Source organism: Rahnella victoriana (genome assembly GCF_004330295.1).
Classification (GTDB): Bacteria; Pseudomonadota; Gammaproteobacteria; order Enterobacterales; family Enterobacteriaceae; genus Rahnella; species Rahnella victoriana.
This window is the reverse complement of the sequence record NZ_SJOJ01000003.1, coordinates 168,723-190,639: the sequence shown is the minus strand read 5'-3', so window position 1 is coordinate 190,639 and position 21,917 is coordinate 168,723. Positions and strand designations below refer to the sequence as shown.

General features: G+C 53.6%; 22 protein-coding genes. 4 read left to right on the top strand and 18 right to left on the bottom strand.

The window, feature by feature from the left end; genetic code table 11:
* From EYY67_RS04090 to EYY67_RS04080, 3 genes are all read left to right on the top strand, one after another.
* Positions 1-1,083, top strand: a complete 1,083-nt coding sequence (locus EYY67_RS04090; RefSeq protein ID WP_119822667.1) for a LacI family DNA-binding transcriptional regulator — start codon at positions 1-3, stop codon at positions 1,081-1,083.
* Positions 1,084-1,156: 73 nt separating this feature from the next.
* Positions 1,157-2,191 (top strand): M4 family metallopeptidase, encoded by a 1,035-nt coding sequence (locus EYY67_RS04085; RefSeq protein ID WP_131692904.1) that lies wholly within the window; start codon positions 1,157-1,159, stop codon positions 2,189-2,191.
* A complete protein-coding gene (locus tag EYY67_RS04080; RefSeq protein ID WP_095923024.1) occupies positions 2,192-2,536 on the top strand; it encodes a protealysin inhibitor emfourin in 345 nt (114 codons plus the stop codon).
* Here the strand turns inward: EYY67_RS04080 and EYY67_RS04075 are convergent.
* The 16 genes from EYY67_RS04075 to trmJ all read right to left on the bottom strand — a co-directional run bounded on the left by EYY67_RS04075 (position 2,521) and on the right by trmJ (position 19,089).
* Positions 2,521-2,751, bottom strand: a complete 231-nt coding sequence (locus tag EYY67_RS04075) for a zinc ribbon domain-containing protein (RefSeq protein ID WP_131692903.1) — start codon at positions 2,749-2,751, stop codon at positions 2,521-2,523. The two genes, EYY67_RS04080 and EYY67_RS04075, sit on opposite strands and share 16 nt — an antisense overlap.
* Positions 2,752-2,763: 12 nt before the next feature.
* Complete coding sequence (locus EYY67_RS04070) at positions 2,764-3,720, bottom strand: AEC family transporter (protein ID WP_095923026.1); 957 nt, start codon at positions 3,718-3,720, stop codon at positions 2,764-2,766.
* Between the two features lie 69 nt (positions 3,721-3,789).
* A complete protein-coding gene (gene der, locus EYY67_RS04065) occupies positions 3,790-5,274 on the bottom strand; it encodes a ribosome biogenesis GTPase Der (RefSeq protein WP_095923027.1) in 1,485 nt (494 codons plus the stop codon).
* 211 nt (positions 5,275-5,485) lie between these two features.
* Positions 5,486-6,667, bottom strand: coding sequence for an outer membrane protein assembly factor BamB (gene bamB / locus EYY67_RS04060; protein WP_095923028.1), 1,182 nt, complete (start codon positions 6,665-6,667; stop codon positions 5,486-5,488).
* A gap of 11 nt (positions 6,668-6,678) precedes the next feature.
* Positions 6,679-7,299 carry a YfgM family protein gene (locus EYY67_RS04055; protein ID WP_131692902.1) on the bottom strand — a complete coding sequence of 207 codons (621 nt, stop codon included), beginning with the start codon at positions 7,297-7,299 and terminating at the stop codon, positions 6,679-6,681.
* Positions 7,300-7,312: 13 nt separating this feature from the next.
* Positions 7,313-8,587: a histidine--tRNA ligase gene (gene hisS, locus EYY67_RS04050; protein WP_131692901.1), complete on the bottom strand. Its 1,275-nt coding sequence runs from the start codon at positions 8,585-8,587 to the stop codon at positions 7,313-7,315.
* Positions 8,588-8,848: 261 nt separating this feature from the next.
* On the bottom strand, positions 8,849-9,970 hold the full coding sequence (gene ispG, locus EYY67_RS04045; RefSeq protein WP_095923031.1) for a flavodoxin-dependent (E)-4-hydroxy-3-methylbut-2-enyl-diphosphate synthase: 1,122 nt from the start codon (positions 9,968-9,970) through the stop codon (positions 8,849-8,851).
* 42 nt (positions 9,971-10,012) lie between these two features.
* Positions 10,013-11,014: a cytoskeleton protein RodZ gene (gene rodZ / locus EYY67_RS04040; RefSeq protein WP_095923032.1), complete on the bottom strand. Its 1,002-nt coding sequence runs from the start codon at positions 11,012-11,014 to the stop codon at positions 10,013-10,015.
* The gene (pilW, locus tag EYY67_RS04035; protein WP_195817544.1) at positions 11,004-11,741 is read right to left on the bottom strand and encodes a type IV pilus biogenesis/stability protein PilW; all 738 of its coding nucleotides are present in this window, start codon (positions 11,739-11,741) and stop codon (positions 11,004-11,006) included. The genes rodZ and pilW overlap by 11 nt, the downstream gene beginning before the upstream one ends.
* A gap of 110 nt (positions 11,742-11,851) precedes the next feature.
* Entirely contained in the window at positions 11,852-13,051 is a 1,200-nt protein-coding gene (gene rlmN / locus EYY67_RS04030; RefSeq protein WP_095923034.1) for a dual-specificity RNA methyltransferase RlmN, read from the bottom strand.
* A gap of 227 nt (positions 13,052-13,278) precedes the next feature.
* Complete coding sequence (gene ndk / locus EYY67_RS04025; RefSeq protein WP_013574367.1) at positions 13,279-13,704, bottom strand: nucleoside-diphosphate kinase; 426 nt, start codon at positions 13,702-13,704, stop codon at positions 13,279-13,281.
* Positions 13,705-13,926: 222 nt separating this feature from the next.
* Entirely contained in the window at positions 13,927-14,790 is an 864-nt protein-coding gene (sseB, locus tag EYY67_RS04020; protein WP_095923035.1) for an enhanced serine sensitivity protein SseB, read from the bottom strand.
* Between the two features lie 77 nt (positions 14,791-14,867).
* Complete coding sequence (gene pepB / locus EYY67_RS04015) at positions 14,868-16,178, bottom strand: aminopeptidase PepB (RefSeq protein ID WP_162928550.1); 1,311 nt, start codon at positions 16,176-16,178, stop codon at positions 14,868-14,870.
* Between the two features lie 83 nt (positions 16,179-16,261).
* Entirely contained in the window at positions 16,262-17,431 is a 1,170-nt protein-coding gene (locus EYY67_RS04010; protein WP_131692900.1) for an IscS subfamily cysteine desulfurase, read from the bottom strand.
* A 206-nt stretch (positions 17,432-17,637) separates the two neighbouring features.
* Positions 17,638-18,135: a Fe-S cluster assembly transcriptional regulator IscR gene (iscR, locus tag EYY67_RS04005; protein WP_095923037.1), complete on the bottom strand. Its 498-nt coding sequence runs from the start codon at positions 18,133-18,135 to the stop codon at positions 17,638-17,640.
* A gap of 216 nt (positions 18,136-18,351) precedes the next feature.
* A complete protein-coding gene (trmJ, locus tag EYY67_RS04000) occupies positions 18,352-19,089 on the bottom strand; it encodes a tRNA (cytosine(32)/uridine(32)-2'-O)-methyltransferase TrmJ (protein ID WP_095923038.1) in 738 nt (245 codons plus the stop codon).
* 127 nt (positions 19,090-19,216) lie between these two features.
* Here trmJ and suhB point away from each other — a divergent pair, with 127 nt between their 5' ends.
* Complete coding sequence (gene suhB / locus EYY67_RS03995; protein ID WP_095923039.1) at positions 19,217-20,020, top strand: inositol-1-monophosphatase; 804 nt, start codon at positions 19,217-19,219, stop codon at positions 20,018-20,020.
* Positions 20,021-20,112: 92 nt separating this feature from the next.
* Here the strand turns inward: suhB and EYY67_RS03990 are convergent, their stop codons facing one another.
* Entirely contained in the window at positions 20,113-21,132 is a 1,020-nt protein-coding gene (locus EYY67_RS03990; RefSeq protein ID WP_131692899.1) for a nickel/cobalt transporter, read from the bottom strand.
* On the bottom strand, positions 21,123-21,788 hold the full coding sequence (locus EYY67_RS03985; RefSeq protein WP_415838628.1) for a DUF1007 family protein: 666 nt from the start codon (positions 21,786-21,788) through the stop codon (positions 21,123-21,125). The genes EYY67_RS03990 and EYY67_RS03985 overlap by 10 nt, the downstream gene beginning before the upstream one ends.
* Positions 21,789-21,917: the final 129 nt, after the last annotated feature.

Genomic DNA, 21,917 nt, shown 5'->3' with positions numbered 1-21,917 from the left:
TTGAAAGGAAAGTTAAATATCCAGCAAATTGCCGACCAGACAGGGTTGTCGATCAGTACCGTTTCGCGGGTTTTAGCCGGGAAAAATAACACCAGCAGCAAGGCGCGTGACGCCGTGCTTGAATGCGCCAAAGCGCAGGGGGTGCTGAACGAGCTTTCCACCGGCAGGCTGATGCTCAACAACATTTTGATTTTTGCACCGGCCCGCGCCTTTGATGTGCGCAGTGATATTTTTTACTACAAAGTGATCCAGGGCATTCTGGCGGCCACTGCCCATCATGAAGTGCGCGTCCGGTATTGTGCGATGGAAGAAGAAAACGCCGATGCTGCGCTGTTCATCGCCAAAATGACCGATCCGCAGACCGAAGCCGTGTTGCTGGTCGGTATCGACGATCCGCACATTCATCAGCTCGCTGCCGAGATGGGCAAACCGTGCGTGCTGGTCAATTGTCATGACCGCCATATGCGTCACGACAGCGTCAGTCCGGATCATCAGACCATGGGCGATTTCGCCTGCGACTACCTGTTTTCTCAGGGGCATAACCATATCGTGACCGTGCAGTGTCTGCGCCGTCATACCATGGAATTGCGCCTTACCGGCATCAGACAGGCGTTCGCCCGCCATCATATGACCTTCAGTGACAGCCAGCATTTGCTGAATACCTCAGGATTCGGTGCGCAGGAAAGCGAACAGGCCTTGCTGGAATATCTCGATGCCTTACCGCCCGGCCAGCCGATGCCGACGGCCATTCTGGCCGGGGGAGATTTCATGGCGTCCGGCATTGTGGCGGCACTGGCTCAGCGCGGGTATTCGGTGCCGGGCGATATCAGCGTCCTCAGCACTGACGGATTCAATCTGGCGGAGATCCACGACGTCCCGCTGACGGCGGTGCACGTCCCGCGCGATGAACTGGGCGCAGAAGCCATTTCCCTGTTGCAGCGTCGCATGTTACGCCCCGATGCGCCCCACACCACGCAATTGTTACAGGGGAAACTGGTGGTGCGCGAATCGGTCAGGAAAGCCACCGGACGCGCCGTGACCTGTCATCCGCATACGTTGTATGACCCGCAGCCGGACAGATAAATCTCATCTTTGACCGACGGAACGCGCAGCGGTCCTATACTGACCAGTGACTCTTTTGATAAGGAGATTCATCATGAATCACAGTTCAGCAAAGCGTTACCACAGCGTGATCCCGCCCTACATGCTCAATCGTATTATTGAGCACGGTTCAGAACCGCAGCGCCGGTGTGCAAAACAAACCCTGGTGCATGTGAATACCCTGATGGCGCAGCCTTACGCCAAACCGCAAAAAATCGTGACAGCCAAAGCAGGACAGGCAGAGCGGGATATTTACGATGCCAAAAATACCACCCGCCTGCCGGGTGAGTCCGTGCGAAAAGAAGGTCAGCCCGGTAACGGCGATGTCTCGGTGGATGAAGCCTATGATTATCTCGGCGTCACCTATGATTTCTTCTGGCAGGCCTATCAGCGAAATTCCCTCGATAACAAAGGGCTGGCGCTGCTTGGCACGGTGCATTACGACAAAGGTTATCAGAACGCCTTCTGGAACGGGCAGCAGATGGTCTTTGGCGACGGTGACGGCGAAATCTTCAACCGTTTCACCATTGCCATCGACGTGGTCGGGCATGAGCTGTCGCACGGCGTGACCGAAACGGAAGCCGGTCTGGAATATAACGGCCAGTCGGGCGCGCTGAACGAATCAATGTCGGATGTGTTTGGCTCGCTGGTGAAACAGTTCCATCTGAAACAGACGGCGGATCAGGCCGACTGGATTATTGGCGAAGGCTTGCTGGCAAAAGGCATAAATGGCACCGGTCTGCGCTCGATGTCTCACCCCGGTACCGCCTACGACGATCCGCTGCTGGGTAAAGATCCGCAACCCGCCGACATGAGCGGCTATGTGAATACCCGCGACGATAATGGCGGCGTCCACATTAATTCAGGCATCCCAAACCGCGCATTTTATCTGGCCGCCACGGCACTGGGCGGTCACGCCTGGGAACGTGCAGGTTACGTCTGGTACGACACGATTTGCGATAAATCCCTGCCGAAAGATGCCGATTTCGTCACGTTCGCTCAACTGACGGTTCAGCATGCGGAAAAACGATTTGACGCTTCCGTCGCTCAGGCGGTGCGTGAAGCCTGGGAGCAGGTTGGAGTGATGTAAATGAAACCTTTAGATTCGCTGGAAAGTAATGCGGTGATTGAAATTTACCGCGAAGGCGGCATCGCGTTTATTCCCAAACTCAGCGGGCCACGGCGGGTGGAACTTTCAGGCATGAGTGATGACAAGCGGCGGGAAATTTGCCAGCTCATCAACAAAGCCCTGCCGTATGCTCAGGAAAAAGAAAACGCCGGTCATGGAGACCAGCGTTATTTCCGGCTGGAGATTTACTATGCGTCGGCAGAGCATTCGGCCAGTCTGGTGGTGATTATTCCTGAAACCGAAACCCCGGAAGAACTGGTGGATTTATGGAAACAGGCGCCGCCGGACGATCACTCTTCTGAATAAGGGGAATAAATAAACTGTACCCGTTTTTTAGAAATCATCCCGTGCCCGTTTTGGCAGAAGTAATCGGCCGCGCCGCAGGCTTTCAGTTCCTGCAACGGTTGCTGGCAATCCGGGCATAATGCCGTTTGCTTATAATCGACCTGACAAGCATCACAGTGAAAGTGACCGCTTACCCATTTCATCGGCTGACGGCAGACCGGACAAAGAGCTTCCATGGTATTCCCCTTCTAAATAACACCCAGCGTTCGCAGTAAATACAGGCCCAGTGCGGTCGTGAAAAATGAACCCAACGTGGTGACGGCAATAATGTTCGCTGCCAGCGTGGCGTTGCCGCCCATCGCGCGGGTCATGACATAGCTGCCTGCCGCCGTCGGCGTGCAGGAAAACAGAAATATAACCCCAAGCGCCGCGTCGCGAAATCCGAACAGCCACGCGCCGAACGTCATCAGTGCAGGCACGAAGATCACACGTGATGCAGAAGACCAGGCCGCCACATTAGAACTGCGGAACATGGCTTGCCAGTCAAGGCTGGCACCCGCGCAGAGCATCGCCAGCGGTAACGCCATGCCGGAAATAAAATTCCCGGTACTGGCAAGAGTGGCAGGCATCGGCAGATGGCTGTACTGGAATGCCAGCCCGAGCACCAGACCGATAATCAGCGGGTTAGTCACGACCCCGTACAGAACCGGCTTCAGCCCGATACGCTTGCCATGGCCGCCCTTCAGGCTGCGGGTCAGGGTGATCACTGACAATACGTTGAACAAAATCACCGTAACGGCCAGATACATCGATCCCAGCGCAATCCCTTCACTCCCGAAGGCCAGTGACGCATACGCCAGTCCTGCGATGCCGGTATTAGCGCGGAAACCGCCCTGCACGAAAATACCGCGCTCACGCGGATCCTTCACCAGTTTTATCGCCACCAGTTCCAGCAACAGGAATGAAACGACGGTGCCAAGGCCACCGTAAATGGCCAGCGGCAGGTTTGAACCTGAGGAGTCATGTCCCTGCGCCACGCTGAAGAAAAGCAGGCAAGGTAAAGCAATATTAAACACTAACCGGCTGGCTTTCTCATTGAAGCTGTCATCCATCAGGCCGGTGCGACGCAGCACCACACCCAGTAACAAAATCAGTAAGTTGGGGACCGTAACACCAAATGCAAAACTCCAGGTCTGCCAGAACATCCAGCCAGCTCCTTGCGGGGAAAATGAGACGAAAAAAAGGGGCACATTCTTATGCGCCCCGCTTGCAGATTACTTGCTTTTTTTCAGGTGAGACATCAGGCGTTTACGTTTACGCAGCTGATTTGGCGTCAGCGTATTACGCTTGCCTTCAAACGGGTTCTCACCCTCTTTGAACTGAATACGGATTGGCGTACCCATGACTTTCAGTGAACGACGGAAATAGTTCATCAGATAGCGTTTATAGGAATCGGCCAGATCTTTCACCTGATTACCGTGGATCACCACGATTGGCGGGTTATAACCCCCGGCGTGCGCATATTTCAGTTTCACGCGGCGACCGTTCACCAGCGGTGGCTGGTGATCGTCAGCCGCCATTTGCATGATACGGGTCAGTAAGGAAGTGCTCACACGCGTAGTTGCGCAGGTGTAGGCTTCGTTCACGGACTCAAACAGGTTACCGACGCCGCTGCCGTGCAGCGCAGAGATGAAGTGAATACGGGCAAAATCGACGAAGCCAAGACGCAGATCCAGCTGGTCTTTGACCTGAGCACGCGCTTCTTCGCTCATGCCATCCCACTTGTTAACCACGATAACCAGTGAGCGCCCGCTATTGAGGATAAAGCCTAACAGCGAGAGATCCTGATCGGAAATGCCTTCGCGGGCATCGATCACCAGCATCACCACGTTAGCATCTTCAATGGCCTGAAGCGTTTTGATTACCGAGAATTTCTCCACGGTTTCAGTGACTTTGCCGCGTTTACGCACACCGGCCGTATCGATAAGAACGTATTCACGATCGTCACGGTTCATCGGGATATAAATACTGTCGCGGGTGGTGCCCGGCATGTCATACACCACAACACGTTCTTCACCGAGAATACGGTTAGTCAGTGTGGACTTACCTACGTTCGGACGCCCGACAATCGCCAGTTTGATTGGCAGAGACTGCGGATCAAAATCGTCTTCTTCGTCTTCAGGAATTTCGTCACCGGTCGCTTCCTGCTCGGCCCAGTAAGCGGCGTTTGCCTCTTCTTCGGTCAGCTCAACTTCTTCCGGCTTTTCACCCACGAACGGGATCAGCACGTGTTCGATCAGCTGTGTGACACCGCGGCCATGTGAAGCGGCGATGGCGTACACGTCGCCCAAACCGAGCGAATAGAAATCACCGGTGGCGCTGTCCGGATCCAGACCGTCCGTTTTGTTCGCGACCAGGAAAGTGGCTTTTTCGCGGCTGCGCAGATGCTGGGCGATACCCTGATCGGCTGGCATCAGACCCGCGCGGGCATCGACCATGAACAACACGATATCCGCTTCTTCGATTGCCAGCAGAGACTGCCCTGCCATGCGGGTTTCAACGCCATCTTCGGTACCGTCGATACCGCCGGTATCCACGATGATGAATTCATTACCCTCAATTTCGGCACGACCATACTTGCGGTCACGCGTAAGCCCCGGGAAATCCGCCACCAGCGCATCACGCGTTTTGGTTAAACGGTTAAATAAAGTGGATTTACCCACATTCGGGCGCCCAACAAGCGCAACGACAGGTATCATTTTGAAGCCTCAGTGTTTTTATAGGTGGTGCTAAACGCAAATAGCTGGCCTGTAGAATTTCGATACAAACCACTATAATTCAAACTGTTACAGCGCAATCCGTCATTCACGATTACGCAGATTTCAGAATACGAAACGGCCCCTGAGCAATTCAGGAGCCGTTTTAAAGCCCGGGATCAACCGATCTCAGAGCCAGATGCCGGTCGCGATATTAACGGGTGAAGGAGTAAACTTCGCCACCCTTCGCCTGCACAACCAGCTTGTCACTTGCCACAATCGGCGCACTCAGGAAGCCATCGCTGTCGACTTTCTGCTGAGCAACGAAACGACCATCAGTGGTGTTAATCCAGTGCAGATAGCCTTCGGAATCGCCGACCACAATGTAACCATTATACAGCACAGGTGCTGTCAGGTTACGGTGCAGTAAATCACTTTGACGCCACAGGCTGACACCGCCTTGCGTATCAAGCGCCATCACGCGGTCATCCTGATCAACCATGTAGATACGGCCTGCATCAACAATGATGTCATTGACGGAACCGACATCACGTTTCCACATGACCTGACCGGAACGCAGATCCATCGCGGCCAGATTGCCGTTATACGCCAGCGTATACACTACGCCATCAACAACAACCGGCGTGGTATCCACATCACTCAGACGGTCAATTTCAGTGGTACCCGTGGTCTGAGAAATACGTTGTTGCCAGATCAACTGACCTTCTTTCATCAGCACGGCACTGACGCGGCCATTATCGCCACCGACAATCGCAGCACCAAAGGCCACGGCCGGGGCAGATTCGCCACGCAGAGACAGGGTTGGCATATCCAGGTTAGCGGTCCACTGAATGGTACCGTCGGATTCATTCAGACCCTGCAACATGCCGTTGCCGGTGTGAACCAGAACCAGACCATCGCTGACCACCGGACGGGACAGTGCTTCGCCCGCGACTTTGGTCTGCCAGGCGATTTTACCATCACTTGTGTTTAATGCATAAACAATGGCTTTTTCGCTGCCGACGTAGACGTGATCGCCGGAAACCGTCAGACCGCCAGAGAGCTGCGCGGAAATATTTCTGGAGAGGAACCCGGTCTTCTCAGAAAGGTTAACGCTCCATTTTTCTTTACCGCTGTCTGCGTCCAGTGCTTTGACCACACCAAAACGGTCAGCGGCAAAAATGGTGCTGTCCTGCCAGGCCGGGCGCAGGTTGGAATAGAATTCGCCAATGCCATCGCCTACGGATTTGCTCCATACTTTTGTCGGAGTAAACTGGTTCTCAACTTTTGGCAGCGGAGACATTTTTACCACGTCTTCTTCGCTGTTAAACAATGAACAGCCACTCAGCAGGGCAACAGAAACCCATCCTACCAAGAGTGTTTTACGCAATTGCATCGGGGTTCCCCTTAGCTGGCTAAGTTGTTCAATTTCATACGCAGCACGGTTTGCAGCGTTTGAGAGGGTTTAGAATCGAGTCCTTTGCTGTAGGCTTCACGTGCACCTTTTGCATCGCCTTTCGCAAGCAGAACATCACCACGGATGCCTTGCTGCATAGCCGTCCAGCCTTCACCCTTCACGCCGTCTAACGTTTTGAGTGCATCATCAAATTTGCCTTGCTGCATCTGGACACGTGCCAGACGTAAGTACACCAGCGAATGTAAATTATCTTCTTTAGCCTGACCTTGCGCCTGCGCTAACTGCTTTTCAGCATTGGCGAAATCGTGAGTCCCGACAAAATGATCAGCCAGTTGCAGGGCAGCAAACACCCCGTAGTTATTGTCATTGCTCTGAGCAAATTTTTCGAGATCAGCCACGCCTTTCGCGTTATTGCTGGTCAGCGACTGATTAGCTTGCTGGAAAGACGCAGAAGCTTCCGTCAGGGCTGAGTCCTGATGACTCTGCCAGAAACGCCAGCCGCCCAGGGCTGCAATACCCAGAACCACGCCGATGGCCAGCGCTTTACCGTTTTCGGCAAAGAAGCGACGTACAGCATCAACCTGTTCATTCTCAGTGGTATAGACTTCCACAGTGTCCTTCTCCTTAACCCAACATCGAAGCCAGACGCGCGGCGATTTCGCTCTGCGCCAGCGTTTCTTGCGTTCCACTCTGCAGATCTTTAACAACGATCTGCTGGTTAGCGACTTCAGTTTCGCCTAATACCAGGGCAACACGCGCACCCCATTTATCAGCACGGGTGAATTGTTTCTTGAAGTTACCGCCACCGTAGTTAGTCATCACTTTCAGCTCAGGCAATGCATCACGCAGTGTTTCAGCCAGTTGCATGGCCGCGCTTTGCGTACCGGCACCGGAAGAAATCACGTAGGCATCGACGGTTGCCGGTGCTTTGAAGTCCGGGTTTACGGCCTGAACCAGTAATACCAGACGCTCCAGCCCCATGGCGAAACCGACTGCCGGTGTGGCACGACCGCCCAGTTGTTCGACCAGACCGTCGTAACGGCCACCGGCACACACGGTACCTTGTGAACCTAAACTGCGGGTTACCCATTCGAACACGGTGCGGTTGTAATAATCCAGACCGCGCACAAGTCGCTGATTAACCGTATATGGGATACCAGACTGCTCTAAAAGTTCACACAGACCTGCAAAGTGTTCTCTTGATTCATCATCAAGGTAATCACCGAGTTCCGGTGCATCATTTAATAACGCCTGAATATCGGGATTTTTAGAGTCCAGAACGCGCAGCGGATTGCTGTACATGCGACGCTTGCAGTCTTCATCCAGTTTGTCTTTGTGCTGCTCGAGGAAAGCCACCAGCGCATCACGGTAGTTGGCGCGGGCTTCCAGTGAACCGATAGAGTTCAGCTCAAGCGCAACATGTTCTGAAATACCCAGCGCACGCCACCAGCGGGCAGTCAGCAGGATCAATTCGGCATCAACGTCCGGGCCTTGCAGGCCAAAGACTTCCACACCCAGCTGATTAAACTGACGATAGCGGCCTTTCTGCGGGCGCTCGTAGCGGAACATCGGGCCGATGTACCACAGACGCTGTTCCTGATTGTACAGCAGACCATGTTCAATACCGGCACGCACGCAGCCCGCCGTACCTTCCGGACGCAGCGTCAGGCTTTCGCCGTTGCGGTCGTCAAAGGTATACATTTCTTTTTCCACGACGTCGGTCACTTCACCGATAGCGCGTTTAAACAATGGGGTCTGCTCTACAATCGGCATACGGATTTCACTGTAGCCGTAGCTGCCGAGCACATGTTTCAACGATCCTTCGATGCGTTGCCACAGTGCGGTATCTTCAGGCAGGTAGTCGTTCATGCCGCGAATGGCCTGGATATTCTTTGCCACGTCAGTTCTCTATCGTTTTATAAAAAATGAACCCGATTATAGGGGCTTTGTGGGCTGTGGTTCAACGCACAGTCTCAATCACCCCAACGGGTTCACTATAATAATGCAGGTCTATACCCGTCATTCTTCGGGTCGCAGAGGCGTTGGCTGCCCTCACTCCCCCGAATCACTTACCTGAGTAAGCTCCCCGGGATTCGTTCGATTGCTGCCTTTGTGCAACACGAATTATTTGGGTATAAGTATTAAGACCCGCACCCGATGTTACTTTTCAAGATGATTGATAACGATACGTTTACTCTCATCCATCAGCGCTGCTTTGGCGCGAATTTTTGCTTCTAACTGGTCGATCATATCGTTGTTATCAAAACGCTCTCTCTGACGGACACCGTCTTCATAGAAACCGCTTTTATTATGGCCGCCGGTCACACCCAGGGTGGAAACCAGTGCTTCGCCCGGACCGTTTACCACACACCCGATGATCGAGACATCCATTGGCGTAATGATATCTTCCAGACGTTGTTCCAGGGCATTCACGGTGCCGATGACATCAAACTCCTGACGCGAACAGGTCGGGCAGGCAATAAAGTTGATACCACGGGAGCGGATGCGCAGGGATTTCAGGATATCGAAACCGACTTTGACTTCTTCAACCGGATCGGCTGCCAGCGAAATACGCAGCGTGTCACCGATACCTTCAGAAAGCAGCAGGCCTAAACCGATCGCCGATTTAACGGAACCTGCACGCAAGCCCCCGGCTTCAGTAATCCCGAGGTGCAGCGGCTGAACAATCTGTTTAGCCAGCAGGCGGTAGGACTCAACGGCCAGGAAAACGTCAGAAGCTTTTACGCTGACTTTAAACTGGTCAAAGTTGAGACGGTCGAGAATATCGACGTGACGCATCGCGGATTCCAGCAGCGCTTCCGGCGTGGGTTCGCCGTACTTTTCCTGGATGTCTTTTTCCAGAGATCCACCGTTCACACCGATACGGATAGGAATATTTTTGTCACGCGCGCAATCCACCACGGAGCGGATGCGGGATTCGTTACCGATGTTGCCCGGATTAATACGCAGGCAATCCACGCCGTATTCTGCGACCTGCAGGGCGATGCGGTAATCGAAATGAATATCAGCAACCAGCGGGACATTCACCTGCTGCTTGATCAGTTTGAATGCTTCAGCCGCATCCATGGTAGGCACTGAAACGCGAACAATATCAACACCGACGCGCTCCAGTGATTTGATCTGTGCGACCGTTGCCGCCACATCTGTGGTGCGGGTGTTGGTCATCGATTGCACTGCAATCGGTGCTCCGTCACCTACAGGCACCTTGCCGACATAAATCCGGGTTGATTTGCGACGGGTAATGGGTGACTGGTTATGCATTACTTCACTCTCCATCGTTGCAACCGTCTGACAAACTGCCGATTACTCGGCAGCTAAGGTCAGGCGCGCAACACGGCTTGATTTTACAAAACGACTTAAATCCACCGGTTTGCCCTGGAACTGGATATCCACTGCACCCGGCGCACCGATTTTCAGTTTATATGGCGCAGTCCCCTTCACGCTGAAGGTTTCACCGCCTTTTTTCATGCCGCTGAACAGGGTTTTCCCTGACGCGTCATCAATCTGGAACCAACAATCTGCTTTAAAGGTAAATGTGACCGCTTCAGGATCTACACCCGCTGCCGCAGCAGTTTGTGCATCACCGGTTGGCAGGCCATTTTCCGCAGTGGCAGGAGGCTGGCTGGTCGACACCGCTGCAGGTGCCTGATCCGCTGGTGTCCCCGAGGCTGCAGGCGCGTTGCTTGCGGCTGCACCCGGCGTGGTGTTCAGCGGAATACTGTTTTGTTGCTCTGGCGCGGTGGATGCTGCATCCGGTGCCGGAGCAGAGGTGTCATCGGTAGTTGGCGCTGAATTCGCGTTATCGCCCAGAGGAATGGTTTGCCCCTGACCGTTATCCTGATTCAGCTGTGCCGATGACTGGTCGGCCATGGTCGCGATTTCCTGCTGCTGCGCCTGATGATTTTGCCACCACCACGCACCCGTCAGGCCAATCACCACAAACACCACCAGCCAGGTAAAGCCCATCAGCCAGCCATCGCGTTTTTTGCGAGACTTACCGAGAGAGAATCCCTGCATGGAAGCCACTTTTGGCACTTTAATCGGCGCTTGTTTACCGATCAGACCTAATAATTCTTCTTCAGGTACATGAACCAGTTTGGCGTAAGAACGGAGATAACCACGCAGGAAAGTCGGCGCAAGATCGGCCGGCGTCGTTTCTTCTTCGATTTGGCGAATAGTTGAGACTTTCAGACACAGGCGTTCTGCAACGGCCTGATGACTAAGACCTAACTGTTCACGAGCCTGACGCAGACGTTCGCCTGTCGTCAGTTTTGCATTATTTTCTTGAGGGGCTTCAGTATTCATTGGCTAAGAACTGCTGGTACTGTTTAGATTGTGGATAACTACGCGCAAGTTGCTTACCGTAGCGTTGAACGCTATCCGGGTTGCCCGCTAACGCAGCGAATCGAATTTGCAACATAAGGCTGTCAGCCGTGGCTGGCAGAACATGTTGATATACATCCAGTAATAGTTTCGCCTGAGCGCGGTTCCCTTCCCCAAATTCTTTGGTTGCCTCAGTCAGCAAGGGTGCGCCTTTATCGGGATCAACTTTCAATGCCCGGCTTAGTAACACTCGCGCTTCCTCATTCTGATTGGCCTTCAGAAAACAGTAGCCTGCATTTTCCAGACTGTCAGCAACCTGACCGTAATCAGGCGCGTTAGCTGCGGCGCTAAACTGCTGTTGTGCCGGTACATACTGCCCTAAACTACACAAAAACGCACCGTAATTATTTAAGACCGTCCCATTTTGCGGTGCCAGCTGCAACGCTTGCTGGTAGCGGCTTTCCGCTGCTTTCTGATTGCCGTTTTTTTGCTCGTAAAGCGCCATACCCAGCTGTGTACGATAATCCTGTGGCGCGCTGTCAGCGGCACTTTGCAGATTCTGCTTTGCCGCGTCCATGTTCCCCTGATTCAGATAAGCCATGCCAAGTTCGAGGCGCGTTTGTGCCGCCCCACTGGCCTGTTGCGTTTTTTTCGGGGAACCGGCGCATCCTGCCAGTAAAGCCACCGTCATGCCGGTGACGATCAACATTTTCACACTGCCCTTCATTGTCATGCTTAATTCCCTTTACCCTGCCAGCGACAATAAAACAGCGGGCTTCACCGCAACGGCATGGTAAAGCCCCGCACACAACGTCAGGATCAGACAGCTTTTACGGAAATCTGCTGCTCGCCTGCCATTTTTTTCTTCAACGTACGTTTGGTACGGTCGATCACATCACCGGCCAGCTGACCACACGCGGCATCGATATCGTCGCCACGGGTTTTACGCACGATAACCGTAAAGCCATAATCCATCAGCACTTTTGAGAAGCGGTCGATACGGCTGTTCGAGCTGCGGCCATACGGCGCGCCCGGGAACGGGTTCCATGGGATCAGGTTGATCTTGCACGGCGTATTTTTCAGACGCTCCGCCAGTTCGTGCGCATGCTCGGTACCATCATTGATATGATCCAGCATAACGTACTCAATGGTGACGCGGCCCTGATTGGCGTTGGATTTGCCAATATAACGCTCAACGGCAGCCAAGAAAGTGTCGATATTGTACTTGCGGTTGATCGGCACGATTTCGTCACGAATGGTGTCGTTTGGCGCATGCAGCGAAATCGCCAGTGCGACGTCAATCATGTCGCCCAGTTTGTCCAGTGCAGGGACTACGCCTGATGTGGACAGCGTCACGCGACGTTTTGACAGACCAAAACCGAAATCGTCGAGCATGATTTCCATCGCCGGCACCACGTTATTGAGGTTCAGCAACGGCTCGCCCATGCCCATCATCACCACGTTGGTGATCGGACGTGTACCCGCGACTTTCGCGGCACCGATAATTTTTGCCGCGCGCCACACCTGACCGATAATTTCGGACACGCGCAGGTTACGGTTAAAGCCCTGCTGCGCCGTGGAACAGAACGTACATTCCAGCGCACAGCCGACCTGGGAGGAAACGCAAAGCGTTGCGCGGTCGCCGTCCGGGATATACACGGTTTCGACCAGTTGTCCGCCCACCTGAATCGCCCATTTAATGGTGCCGTCAGTTGAACGTTGTTCAGAAGCGACTTCCGGCGCACGGATTTCGGCAACGCGGGCCAGCTTTTCACGCAGCGCTTTATTGATATCGGTCATTTGCTCGAAATCATCGCTGCAGTAGTGATACATCCACTTCATGACCTGATCAGCACGGAACGGTTTTTCGCCCATGTTGATAAAGAACTCGCGCATCTGTTTGCGGTTAAGGTCAAGAAGGTTAATTTTGGCGGCAGCAGGCACGACAGTGTTCACGGCTTCTGCGGAAACAGCGTTATTTTCAGACAAGATTGGCTCGGACGTGTTGGATTCTAACATGATGAAAAATGGCCTCGTTGTTACACGTTATGGCGTATTGGAAGTGCAGAGCCTGACCTGACAGAAAACGGCTGGCCTGCAAATAAAAGTGCGCCCCGAAGAGGCTGGCTCATTCGGGGCGCAACATTGTACAAATTTTAGGGCACAGTTGCCATGTTTGGAAAGTGGCTGTTACAAAATTCTTGCGAATTTGCGGCACATCTTCCAGCAACGGTGACGCAAAAATCTTAACGCGGGCAGATTTCGCTTTCGGTGAAGAAGTAAGCGATTTCGCGTTGTGCAGATTCTACCGCGTCAGAACCGTGAACCGCGTTAGCGGTGAAGCTGTCAGCGAAGTCTGCACGCAGGGTACCGGCCAGTGCGTTGTCCGGGTTAGTCGCGCCCATGATGTCACGGTTACGCTGAACGGCGTTTTCGCCTTCCAGAACCTGAACCATGATTGGGCCAGAGGTCATGAACTCAACCAGACCGTCGAAGAAAGGACGACCTTTGTGTTCTGCGTAGAAACCTTCAGCTTGTTCTTTAGTCAGTTTCAGCATTTTAGACGCGATGATGGTGAAACCCGCGCGCTCGAAACGTGCGTAGATAGCGCCGATGTCGTTGTTCGCTACGGAGTTTGGCTTGATGATGGAGAAAGTGCGTTCGATAGTCATGAAAAAACCTCTGTCTGACTTTTATAGGTAGGGCCGGTTAATTTAATGTTATACCTGCCGTAAAATGGCGGTGATTATAGGGAGCGAAGTTACGATTGCCTACCCGAATCACAACATTTAATTAAAAAAATGCGTGATTGATTCACTAATGAACCTAAACCGCCCATTCCCCTTAAACAAAGCAGGGGCAAAATGGCGTTTCCCCTGTGGTTTCGTGATCTTTTAAGCCTGACCGGAGGAAGGAATAATGTTGCGCAGCCAGCTTCCCCACTTACGCTGATAGAACGGCTGGGTGTGGCTGATCAGATAATGGCTGATGCCGCGCTCTTTTTCGGAAACGATACAGAAATCCACCGGACGGTCGTCGGGAGAGGTTTCGCTCGCCACATTTCCCGCCTCGCGGATCAGCGCGTCAATTTCCTGCTCATCGCCGTCGGCTTCCACACCAATCAGCAGGTTCGGCTGGTCATCCACCGCTTTGTCATGGATCAGCGCCATAAAGGCGCGGCGTACCGGCTTTTTCTGCGTAAACAGTGTGGTAAGCGCGTCGATCATCGCTGAAGGGTATTCTTCCGGCTGACCAATCAGCAACTGGCTTTCTTTATCCAGCACCAGTTCCGACGGCGCATTCAGCCCGCCATTGCTCAGCAGCAGCGTGACTTCGCTCGGGTAAAATTCCTTGCCGTACTCTGATTTCGGGTTCAGGAACAGTTCTTCACCCTGTGTCATTTCAAACAATACGCGGGCGGGCAGCGCGACAAACGCCTGCTCATCCGGGCTTTCGCCGGCACTGGCTTTTTCCAGCACCTCCACTGAGGAAAAGAAAGGAATAATAGAGCTGCCGTCCTGTTTTTCCCAGTGCAAAATATTCAGTTCACTGCCTGCGGTGATCGCCACACTGCCCTGCTTTTCAGCGTCATCCTGCCCTGCATCACCCAGCACAAAGACGGTGGATTCCAGCAACGTTTGATAAAACGCCGGACGCCAGGCAGGCGCGGTGACAGACAGGCGGAGCAGACGCTCCAGCTCGTTTTCACCGTCGGTCGCCGCCGCGCCAGCAGGAAGATGATCGTGTGGGACACTCATGTTTCTTGACTCCGGTAATGGTATAAAACGGGGCGCTGTTAAGCGCCCCGTTGTGCTTCATGCAAATGTTTTACGGCTTATTTTGCTTTGGCTAATAACAGATTAGCCACGGTACGTACGCCTAAACCGGTTGCACCGGCAGACCACTGATCCGCCGCGCTTTTACGGTAAGTCGCAGAACAGTCAATGTGCAGCCAGCCTTTCTTATATTCCGTCACGAAATGCGACAGGAACGCCGCAGCCGTGCTCGCACCCGCAGTATGCGCAGGACCGGCAATGTTATTCAGCTCGGCAAAGTTAGACGGCAAATGTGAACGGTGGAACTCTTCCAGCGGCAGACGCCAGAACGGTTCGTGTTCGGCTTTCGCGCTTTCCAGCAGCTCGCCCGCCAGTGCATCGTCAAAGCTGAACAGGGCGTGATAATCGTTACCCAGTGCAGTTTTCGCCGCGCCGGTCAGCGTTGCCGCATCAATGATCAGTTCAGGGTTTTGCGCAGACGCGTCGATCAGGCCATCGGCCAGTACCAGACGGCCTTCGGCGTCGGTGTTCATCACTTCAACGGTTTTACCGTTGCGGTAGCGGATAATGTCGCCCAGTTTCAGCGCGTTGCCGCTGACCATGTTGTCCGCGCAGCACAGGTACAGTTTCACGCGTTTGTTAAGGCCGTTAGCCGCCGCCAGCGCCAGTGCGCCGGTCAGGGTGGCCGCGCCGCCCATATCCGCTTTCATGGAATCCATGGAAGCACTCGGTTTCAGGCTGTAGCCGCCGGTATCAAAGGTGATCCCTTTGCCGACCAGACAGGCGTAAACCGGTGCTTCAGCGTCACCGCTCGGGTTGTAATCGAGCGCCAGGAATACCGGCGGACGGTCAGAACCACGGCCGACAGTGTGAATGCCCATGTAGCTTTGCTGACGCAGATCGTCGCCTTTAGTGATGCGGTAGCTGACTTTTTCGTTGCCAAATTCACACATCAGATCAACCGCGCGGGTCGCCAGCTGTTCAGGCGACAAATCTTCCGCCGGGGTGTTAATGGTGTTACGCACCCAGTCGATGATTTTCAGGCGTTGTTTCAGCGTGTTCGCGTCATCTTCAGACAGTTCGGCCCATTCAACATGGCGTGCGCCTTTCGGGCCACGGAAGCCCTGCCAGAATGCCCAGCTGTTTTCGAGATCCCAGCCTTCACCGGCCAGCTTCACGTTTTTAACACCCTGACCGTCGATACGACGCGCAGCACGGGCAATGACCGTCAGCACATCGCCGCCATTCAAATGAATGGTCATACCGGCAGAATCGGTGCTCAGCGTGGCTTTTTCGCCCCAGCGCGCATCGGCAGGCTGAGAGGAAAGGAATACGGACATTGCTTCATTGGTGGTGACTTCGGAACTCATAACTGCACTCCTGATGTTTTTTATCTTCAATGAATATTCATTTTTTCAATGACAGGCAAATCACCCTTTTATCGGGCGGCACTTCATTTCGTATAGACAGGGGGCAACTCACGCAGGCGGCGGACAGATTTCACCACCAGCGCAATCGCATAATCAATTTCTTCTTCTGTCGTCCAGCGTCCGAGGGAGAAACGCAGGGAACTGTGCGCCAGTTCTTCGCTTAATCCCAACGCACGGAGAACATAGGAAGGTTCAAGGCTGGCCGACGTACACGCCGACCCTGATGACACCGCCAGATCTTTCAGTGCCATGATCAGGGATTCCCCTTCAACACCGGCAAAACTGACGTTGAGAATATTTGGCGCGGCATGTTTTGGTGCGCCGTTGAGAAACACCTGATCGAGTTGCTGAATGCCTTTCCATAAACGATCGCGCAGTTCGGTCAGTCGCGCGACTTCAGCGATCATTTCCTCTTTGGCGATGCGATACGCCTCGCCCATTCCGACGATCTGGTGCACCGGCAAGGTACCTGAACGCATGCCGCGCTCATGACCGCCGCCGTGGATTTGCGCGTCAATCCGCACTTTCGGTTTACGGCTCACGTACAGCGCCCCGATCCCTTTCGGGCCGTAGATTTTGTGCGCGGAAAATGACATCAGATCAACCGGCAGTTCGCTCAGGTCAATGGCGATTTTCCCCACACTTTGCGTGGCATCGACATGGAAAAGAATGCCACGACTGCGGCACAGTTCGCCGATAGTCGCAATATCCTGCACCACACCGATTTCATTATTCACCTGCATGATGGACACCAGAAGGGTATCCGGACGCAGCGCCGCTTCAATCGCCGCCGGAGGAATATAACCGTCAGGCTGCGGAGCCAGATACGTCACCTCGAAGCCTTCCGCTTCCAGCTGCGCACAGGTGTCCAACACCGCTTTGTGTTCCGTCTGGCTGGTAATAATGTGATTACCTTTCGCGCGATGCGCATGGGCTGCGCCTTTAATCGCCAGATTGTCCGATTCCGTCGCGCCCGACGTGAAGACGATTTCGCGCGGATCGGCATTGATCAGCTCAGCAATCTGGTTACGCGCCACATCCACTGCTTCTTCCGCCTGCCAGCCGAAACGGTGCGAACGGGAAGCCGGATTACCGAAAGTACCGTCCAGTGTTAAACACTGCATCATTTTCTGTGCAACACGCGGATCAACCGGCGTGGTGGCAGAGTAATCGAGATAAATAGGTAATTTCATGGCAGGTAAGCTCCGGACTGCGCGTTCGGCGTCGAACGATAGAATTAAAAACGACATCCAGTTTAAAACGGGTTCACAGATTCTTAAAAGGGAAATGACGCTTTGCGGGCACTAATCGGTAAGAATTGACGTCATAAAAGCAAAAGCCCGCGGAAATCTGCATTTCCGCGGGCTTTTTAAATCAGTTATCAATGCTGACTAAGCAATTACGCTCGTAAGTTCACATTAATCGTTTCGATTTGTCGGCCATTAGCAGGCTGACGACGGATTTCACCGTTCTGACGGTCGGCCACTTCCAGGATTTCCTGGTTGTTGACCAGCTCTGCCAGCGTGATGTTGTTCAGGAAGCCGCTGATGCGCTCGCTCAGATCACGCCATAAGGTGTGAGTCAGGCAGCGTTCGCCATTCTGGCAGCCTTCTTTACCCTGACAACGGGTAGCATCGACAGATTCGTCAACGGCAGTAATCACTGCGCCAACGGCGATATCGCCGGAATCTTTACCTAACAGATAACCACCGCCCGGACCACGAACACTGGCAACCAGGCCATTTTTACGTAAGCGCGAGAAAAGCTGCTCCAGGTAAGAAAGGGAAATACCCTGACGCTCAGAAATGTCAGCCAGGGGTACTGGTCCTTCCTGTGAATGCAGTGCAACGTCGAGCATAGCGGTCACGGCATAACGGCCTTTGGATGTCAGTCTCATAGCATGGTTACCTGTTTAAAATGACTTAAAAATTCAATCGTGCGGAACATGCAAACGAGTCTGCCATTCCCGAGTAAAACAGTCAACTATTTAACCTAGTAATTTACTCAAGTATTACAGAACGGGCACAACCGCACTCTTTTCGTCATTTGCAGGCAACTGATAAGCTTTTGACTAACAAACAAAAATCAGCTTCTTATCGCCTCGTTACGACCCTTATTCTTTGTTGCCCTGCGTCTTTTCAATCGACGTCAGGATGCCACGCAGGATGTTTAATTCCTGAGATTCAGGTCGTGCACGGGTAAACAGACGGCGTAATTTGCTCATCACCTGGCCCGGATGCGCCTGACGAATAAAGCCCGTTTCCAGCAAGGTTTTTTCCAGATGCTGATAAAAACGCTCAAGGTCATCGACCAGCGGATACGGCGTTTCTTCATATTCAATTTGCGGTTTTGCTGCTTCCAGCAGAGCCAGATGCGCGACGCGGACTTCATACGCGATAATCTGCACGGCCATCGCCAGATTCAGCGAGCTGTATTCCGGGTTGGCGGGAATGCAGACGTGATAGTTACATTTTTGCAGTTCTTCGTTGGTCAGCCCGACACGTTCGCGGCCAAACACCAGTGCCACCGGCGCGGTTTGCGCGGCTTTCGCACTGTGCTCACCGCATTCACGCGGCTCGAGCATCGGCCACGGCAGTGTGCGGGAGCGCGCGCTGGTGCCGATCACCAGGCTGCAACCGGCCAGCGCTTCATCAAGCGTATCCACAATGGTCGCGTTACCGATGACATCACTGGCACCGGCAGATAACGAGATAGCCTGAGAGTCAGGTTTCACCAGCGGATTTACCAGATAAAGACTTGATAATCCCATGGTTTTCATGGCGCGGGCGGTGGAGCCCATATTGCCAGTGTGGGACGTTTCTACTAATACAATGCGGATATTGGGCAGCATAGGCACTCTTAGCCAGACGGAAAATCACAACAGCCTAACACAACGGTAGTTAATTTTCAGAACCCCTGCTATACTGCGCGCCGTTTCCCGTATTCCCGTTCTTTAACATCCTAGTTGGAAGATATCCATGCATCCGATGCTCACCATCGCCGTGCGCGCTGCGCGCAAGGCCGGTAACCTGATTGCCAAACATTACGAAACGCCAGACTCTGTAGAAGCTACACAAAAAGGTACCAACGATTTTGTTACCAATGTAGACCGCGATGCAGAACACATGATTATCGATGTCATTCGCAAATCCTATCCAAAACACACCATCATCAGTGAAGAGTGTGGCGAACTGGAAGGCGAAGACAAAGACGTACAATGGATTATCGACCCGCTGGATGGCACCACCAACTTCGTTAAACGCTTCCCACATTTCGCTGTTTCTATCGCCGTGCGCATCAAAGGCCGCACTGAAGTCGCGGTAGTTTACGATCCAATGCGTAACGAACTGTTCACCGCGACCCGTGGTCAGGGCGCACAGCTGAACGGTTACCGTCTGCGCGGTACCAATGCGAAAGATCTCGACGGCACCATTCTGGCGACCGGCTTCCCGTTCAAAGCAAAACAACACGCCACCAGCTACATGAATGTGGTTGGCAAGCTGTTCACCGAATGTGCAGACTTCCGTCGCACCGGTTCTGCTGCGCTGGATCTGGCTTACGTGGCTGCTGGCCGCGTTGACGGTTTCTTCGAAATCGCCCTCAAACCATGGGATTTCGCCGGTGGCGAACTGCTGGTTCGTGAATCCGGCGGCGTGGTGACTGACTTTGTTGGCGGCCACAACCACTTCTCATCAGGCAACATCGTTGCCGGTAACCCGCGCGTCGTTAAAGGTATTCTGACAACCATGCGTGATGAACTGAGCGAAGCGCTGAAGCGTTAATCCCGCCAGTTATTGCTACAAAGAAATATAAAGAAAAACGGACGTCCTTTTGGGCGTCCGTTTTTTTTTGCCTGTTGGGTATGTACAGAAAGCTATCCCCTGAAAGGCCCGCCGGTGATTGGCGAAACATCGCCACCGCCCGTGCTGTAAAGCAAAAACCCCGCCACCAGCAGTACCATCCCACCGGTCAGGGCCAGCAACGACCAGGTGATCCGCTGCCAGACGGCAGGCGTGCGGCTGGCACTCAGTTTCACCGCCAGCGCGCGGCTGTAAAACACCAGCACACCTATCAGCGAGACGGTGAGCGAGGTGCCGACCGCCATGGTAATGGCTGAAATCACGCCCCAGCTGTACACGCCGATCACTTTGGCAAACAGCAACACCATGATCGCACCGGAACACGGACGCAGCCCCATCGCCAGCACGATCGCCACCTGTGTGCGTAAATCGCCGCCCGTCTGAAGCTGCTGATCGCTCGGCACATGCTGATGTCCGCAACCGCAATGTTCATCGTGAATATGTGTTTCACTGCCCATCGGCGACAGACTGTGGATTTTCATTGCCGTCGCGGGACGCAAACTTCTGAGCGTCTGCCATACACGTTTCAGTGCGCGCCAGCACAGCAGTAAACCGAGCAGCATCACCAGAATAAAGCTGCCCCGCTCCATCCAGAAACTGCTCTGATGCAACTGACGCGAAGAGAGCTGCAACACACCCAGCACCACCGTGACCAGTAAAATCGCCACCAGCCCCTGAACAATCGCCGAAGCAAATGTCAGCTTCAGGCTGCTTTTCAGCCGTGAAGGATGGGTCGCCAGATAGGTAGTGATGACGATTTTCCCGTGTCCCGGACCGACCGCGTGGATCACCCCGTAAATCAGACTGAAACCGGCCAGCGTCATGCCTGCCTGCATCGGATTTTCTTTCACCTGCCGCAACAGTCCGGCCAGTTCCTGATGCAACTCCCGCTGCCAGATAATGCTGCTAAGCAAAATGCGCGGCCAGTAATGGATTAACAGAAAAGCGCCGCCCGCCAGCAGCAACAGAAATATGGCCAGCGGCCACAGATCGCGCCATGAGAGGGTTTTCGGTGGCGTGGAGATTAATGACATTCCAGCGTGACCTTCTGAGCAAATTGCTGGCCAAGATCCATGTCTTCCGGCGGGGCATCGGCCTTATCGAGTGACAGCGCATAGTTTTGCAGCGAAGCATCCGGCTTCGGCGTAAACAGCGCCAGCGTGCAGCGTTTTTCCAGTTCCGGCGGCAGGTGCAGCGCGGTTTTGTCTTTATAAGTCATATCGACAAAGTACGACGGATCAAAAGTGGAGAATTCCATCGGCTTGCCTTCCAGCACTTGCGGTTTTGCCAGCGGCAGAACGAATTCCAGCACGGCCTGATCGCCTTTGCGGGAAAGCTGATATTCGCTGGGTAAATCGAGATATTTCACCGGTTTTCCCTCACGATAAAAGTCGGTGAAATAGTGCTGACTGAGTACCCGCGCCATCACTTCAGCCGCCAGTTTTTTCCAGATATCTGACCCCGGTTTGGCATTCTGCGCGTCATACAGCAAATCTGCCGAAGTGATTTCATCCATCGTCCAGACCATTTTCAGGCCGGTCAGCGAGGTGTCATTCGCCACCAGCGTGGTTTGCATATCGATGAAACTGTGCGGGTGCGCCATGACCGTGGCGGGCAGGCAGAACAGCGCAACTCCCAGCCATTTGCGGTAACAGGAGAAAGGCCGGTTCCGGGCCCGGGTTAACGTCATTTCCATATCAGCGCCATATATTGTTACTAAGTAACAGTATTTTGCTGTGCATTTAAGCAGTCGTCAAAAATATCTGTGATCTGAGTTGTAAGCCGGAGTAAAACCCAATCCCCGCGCCTTATTGCGGGC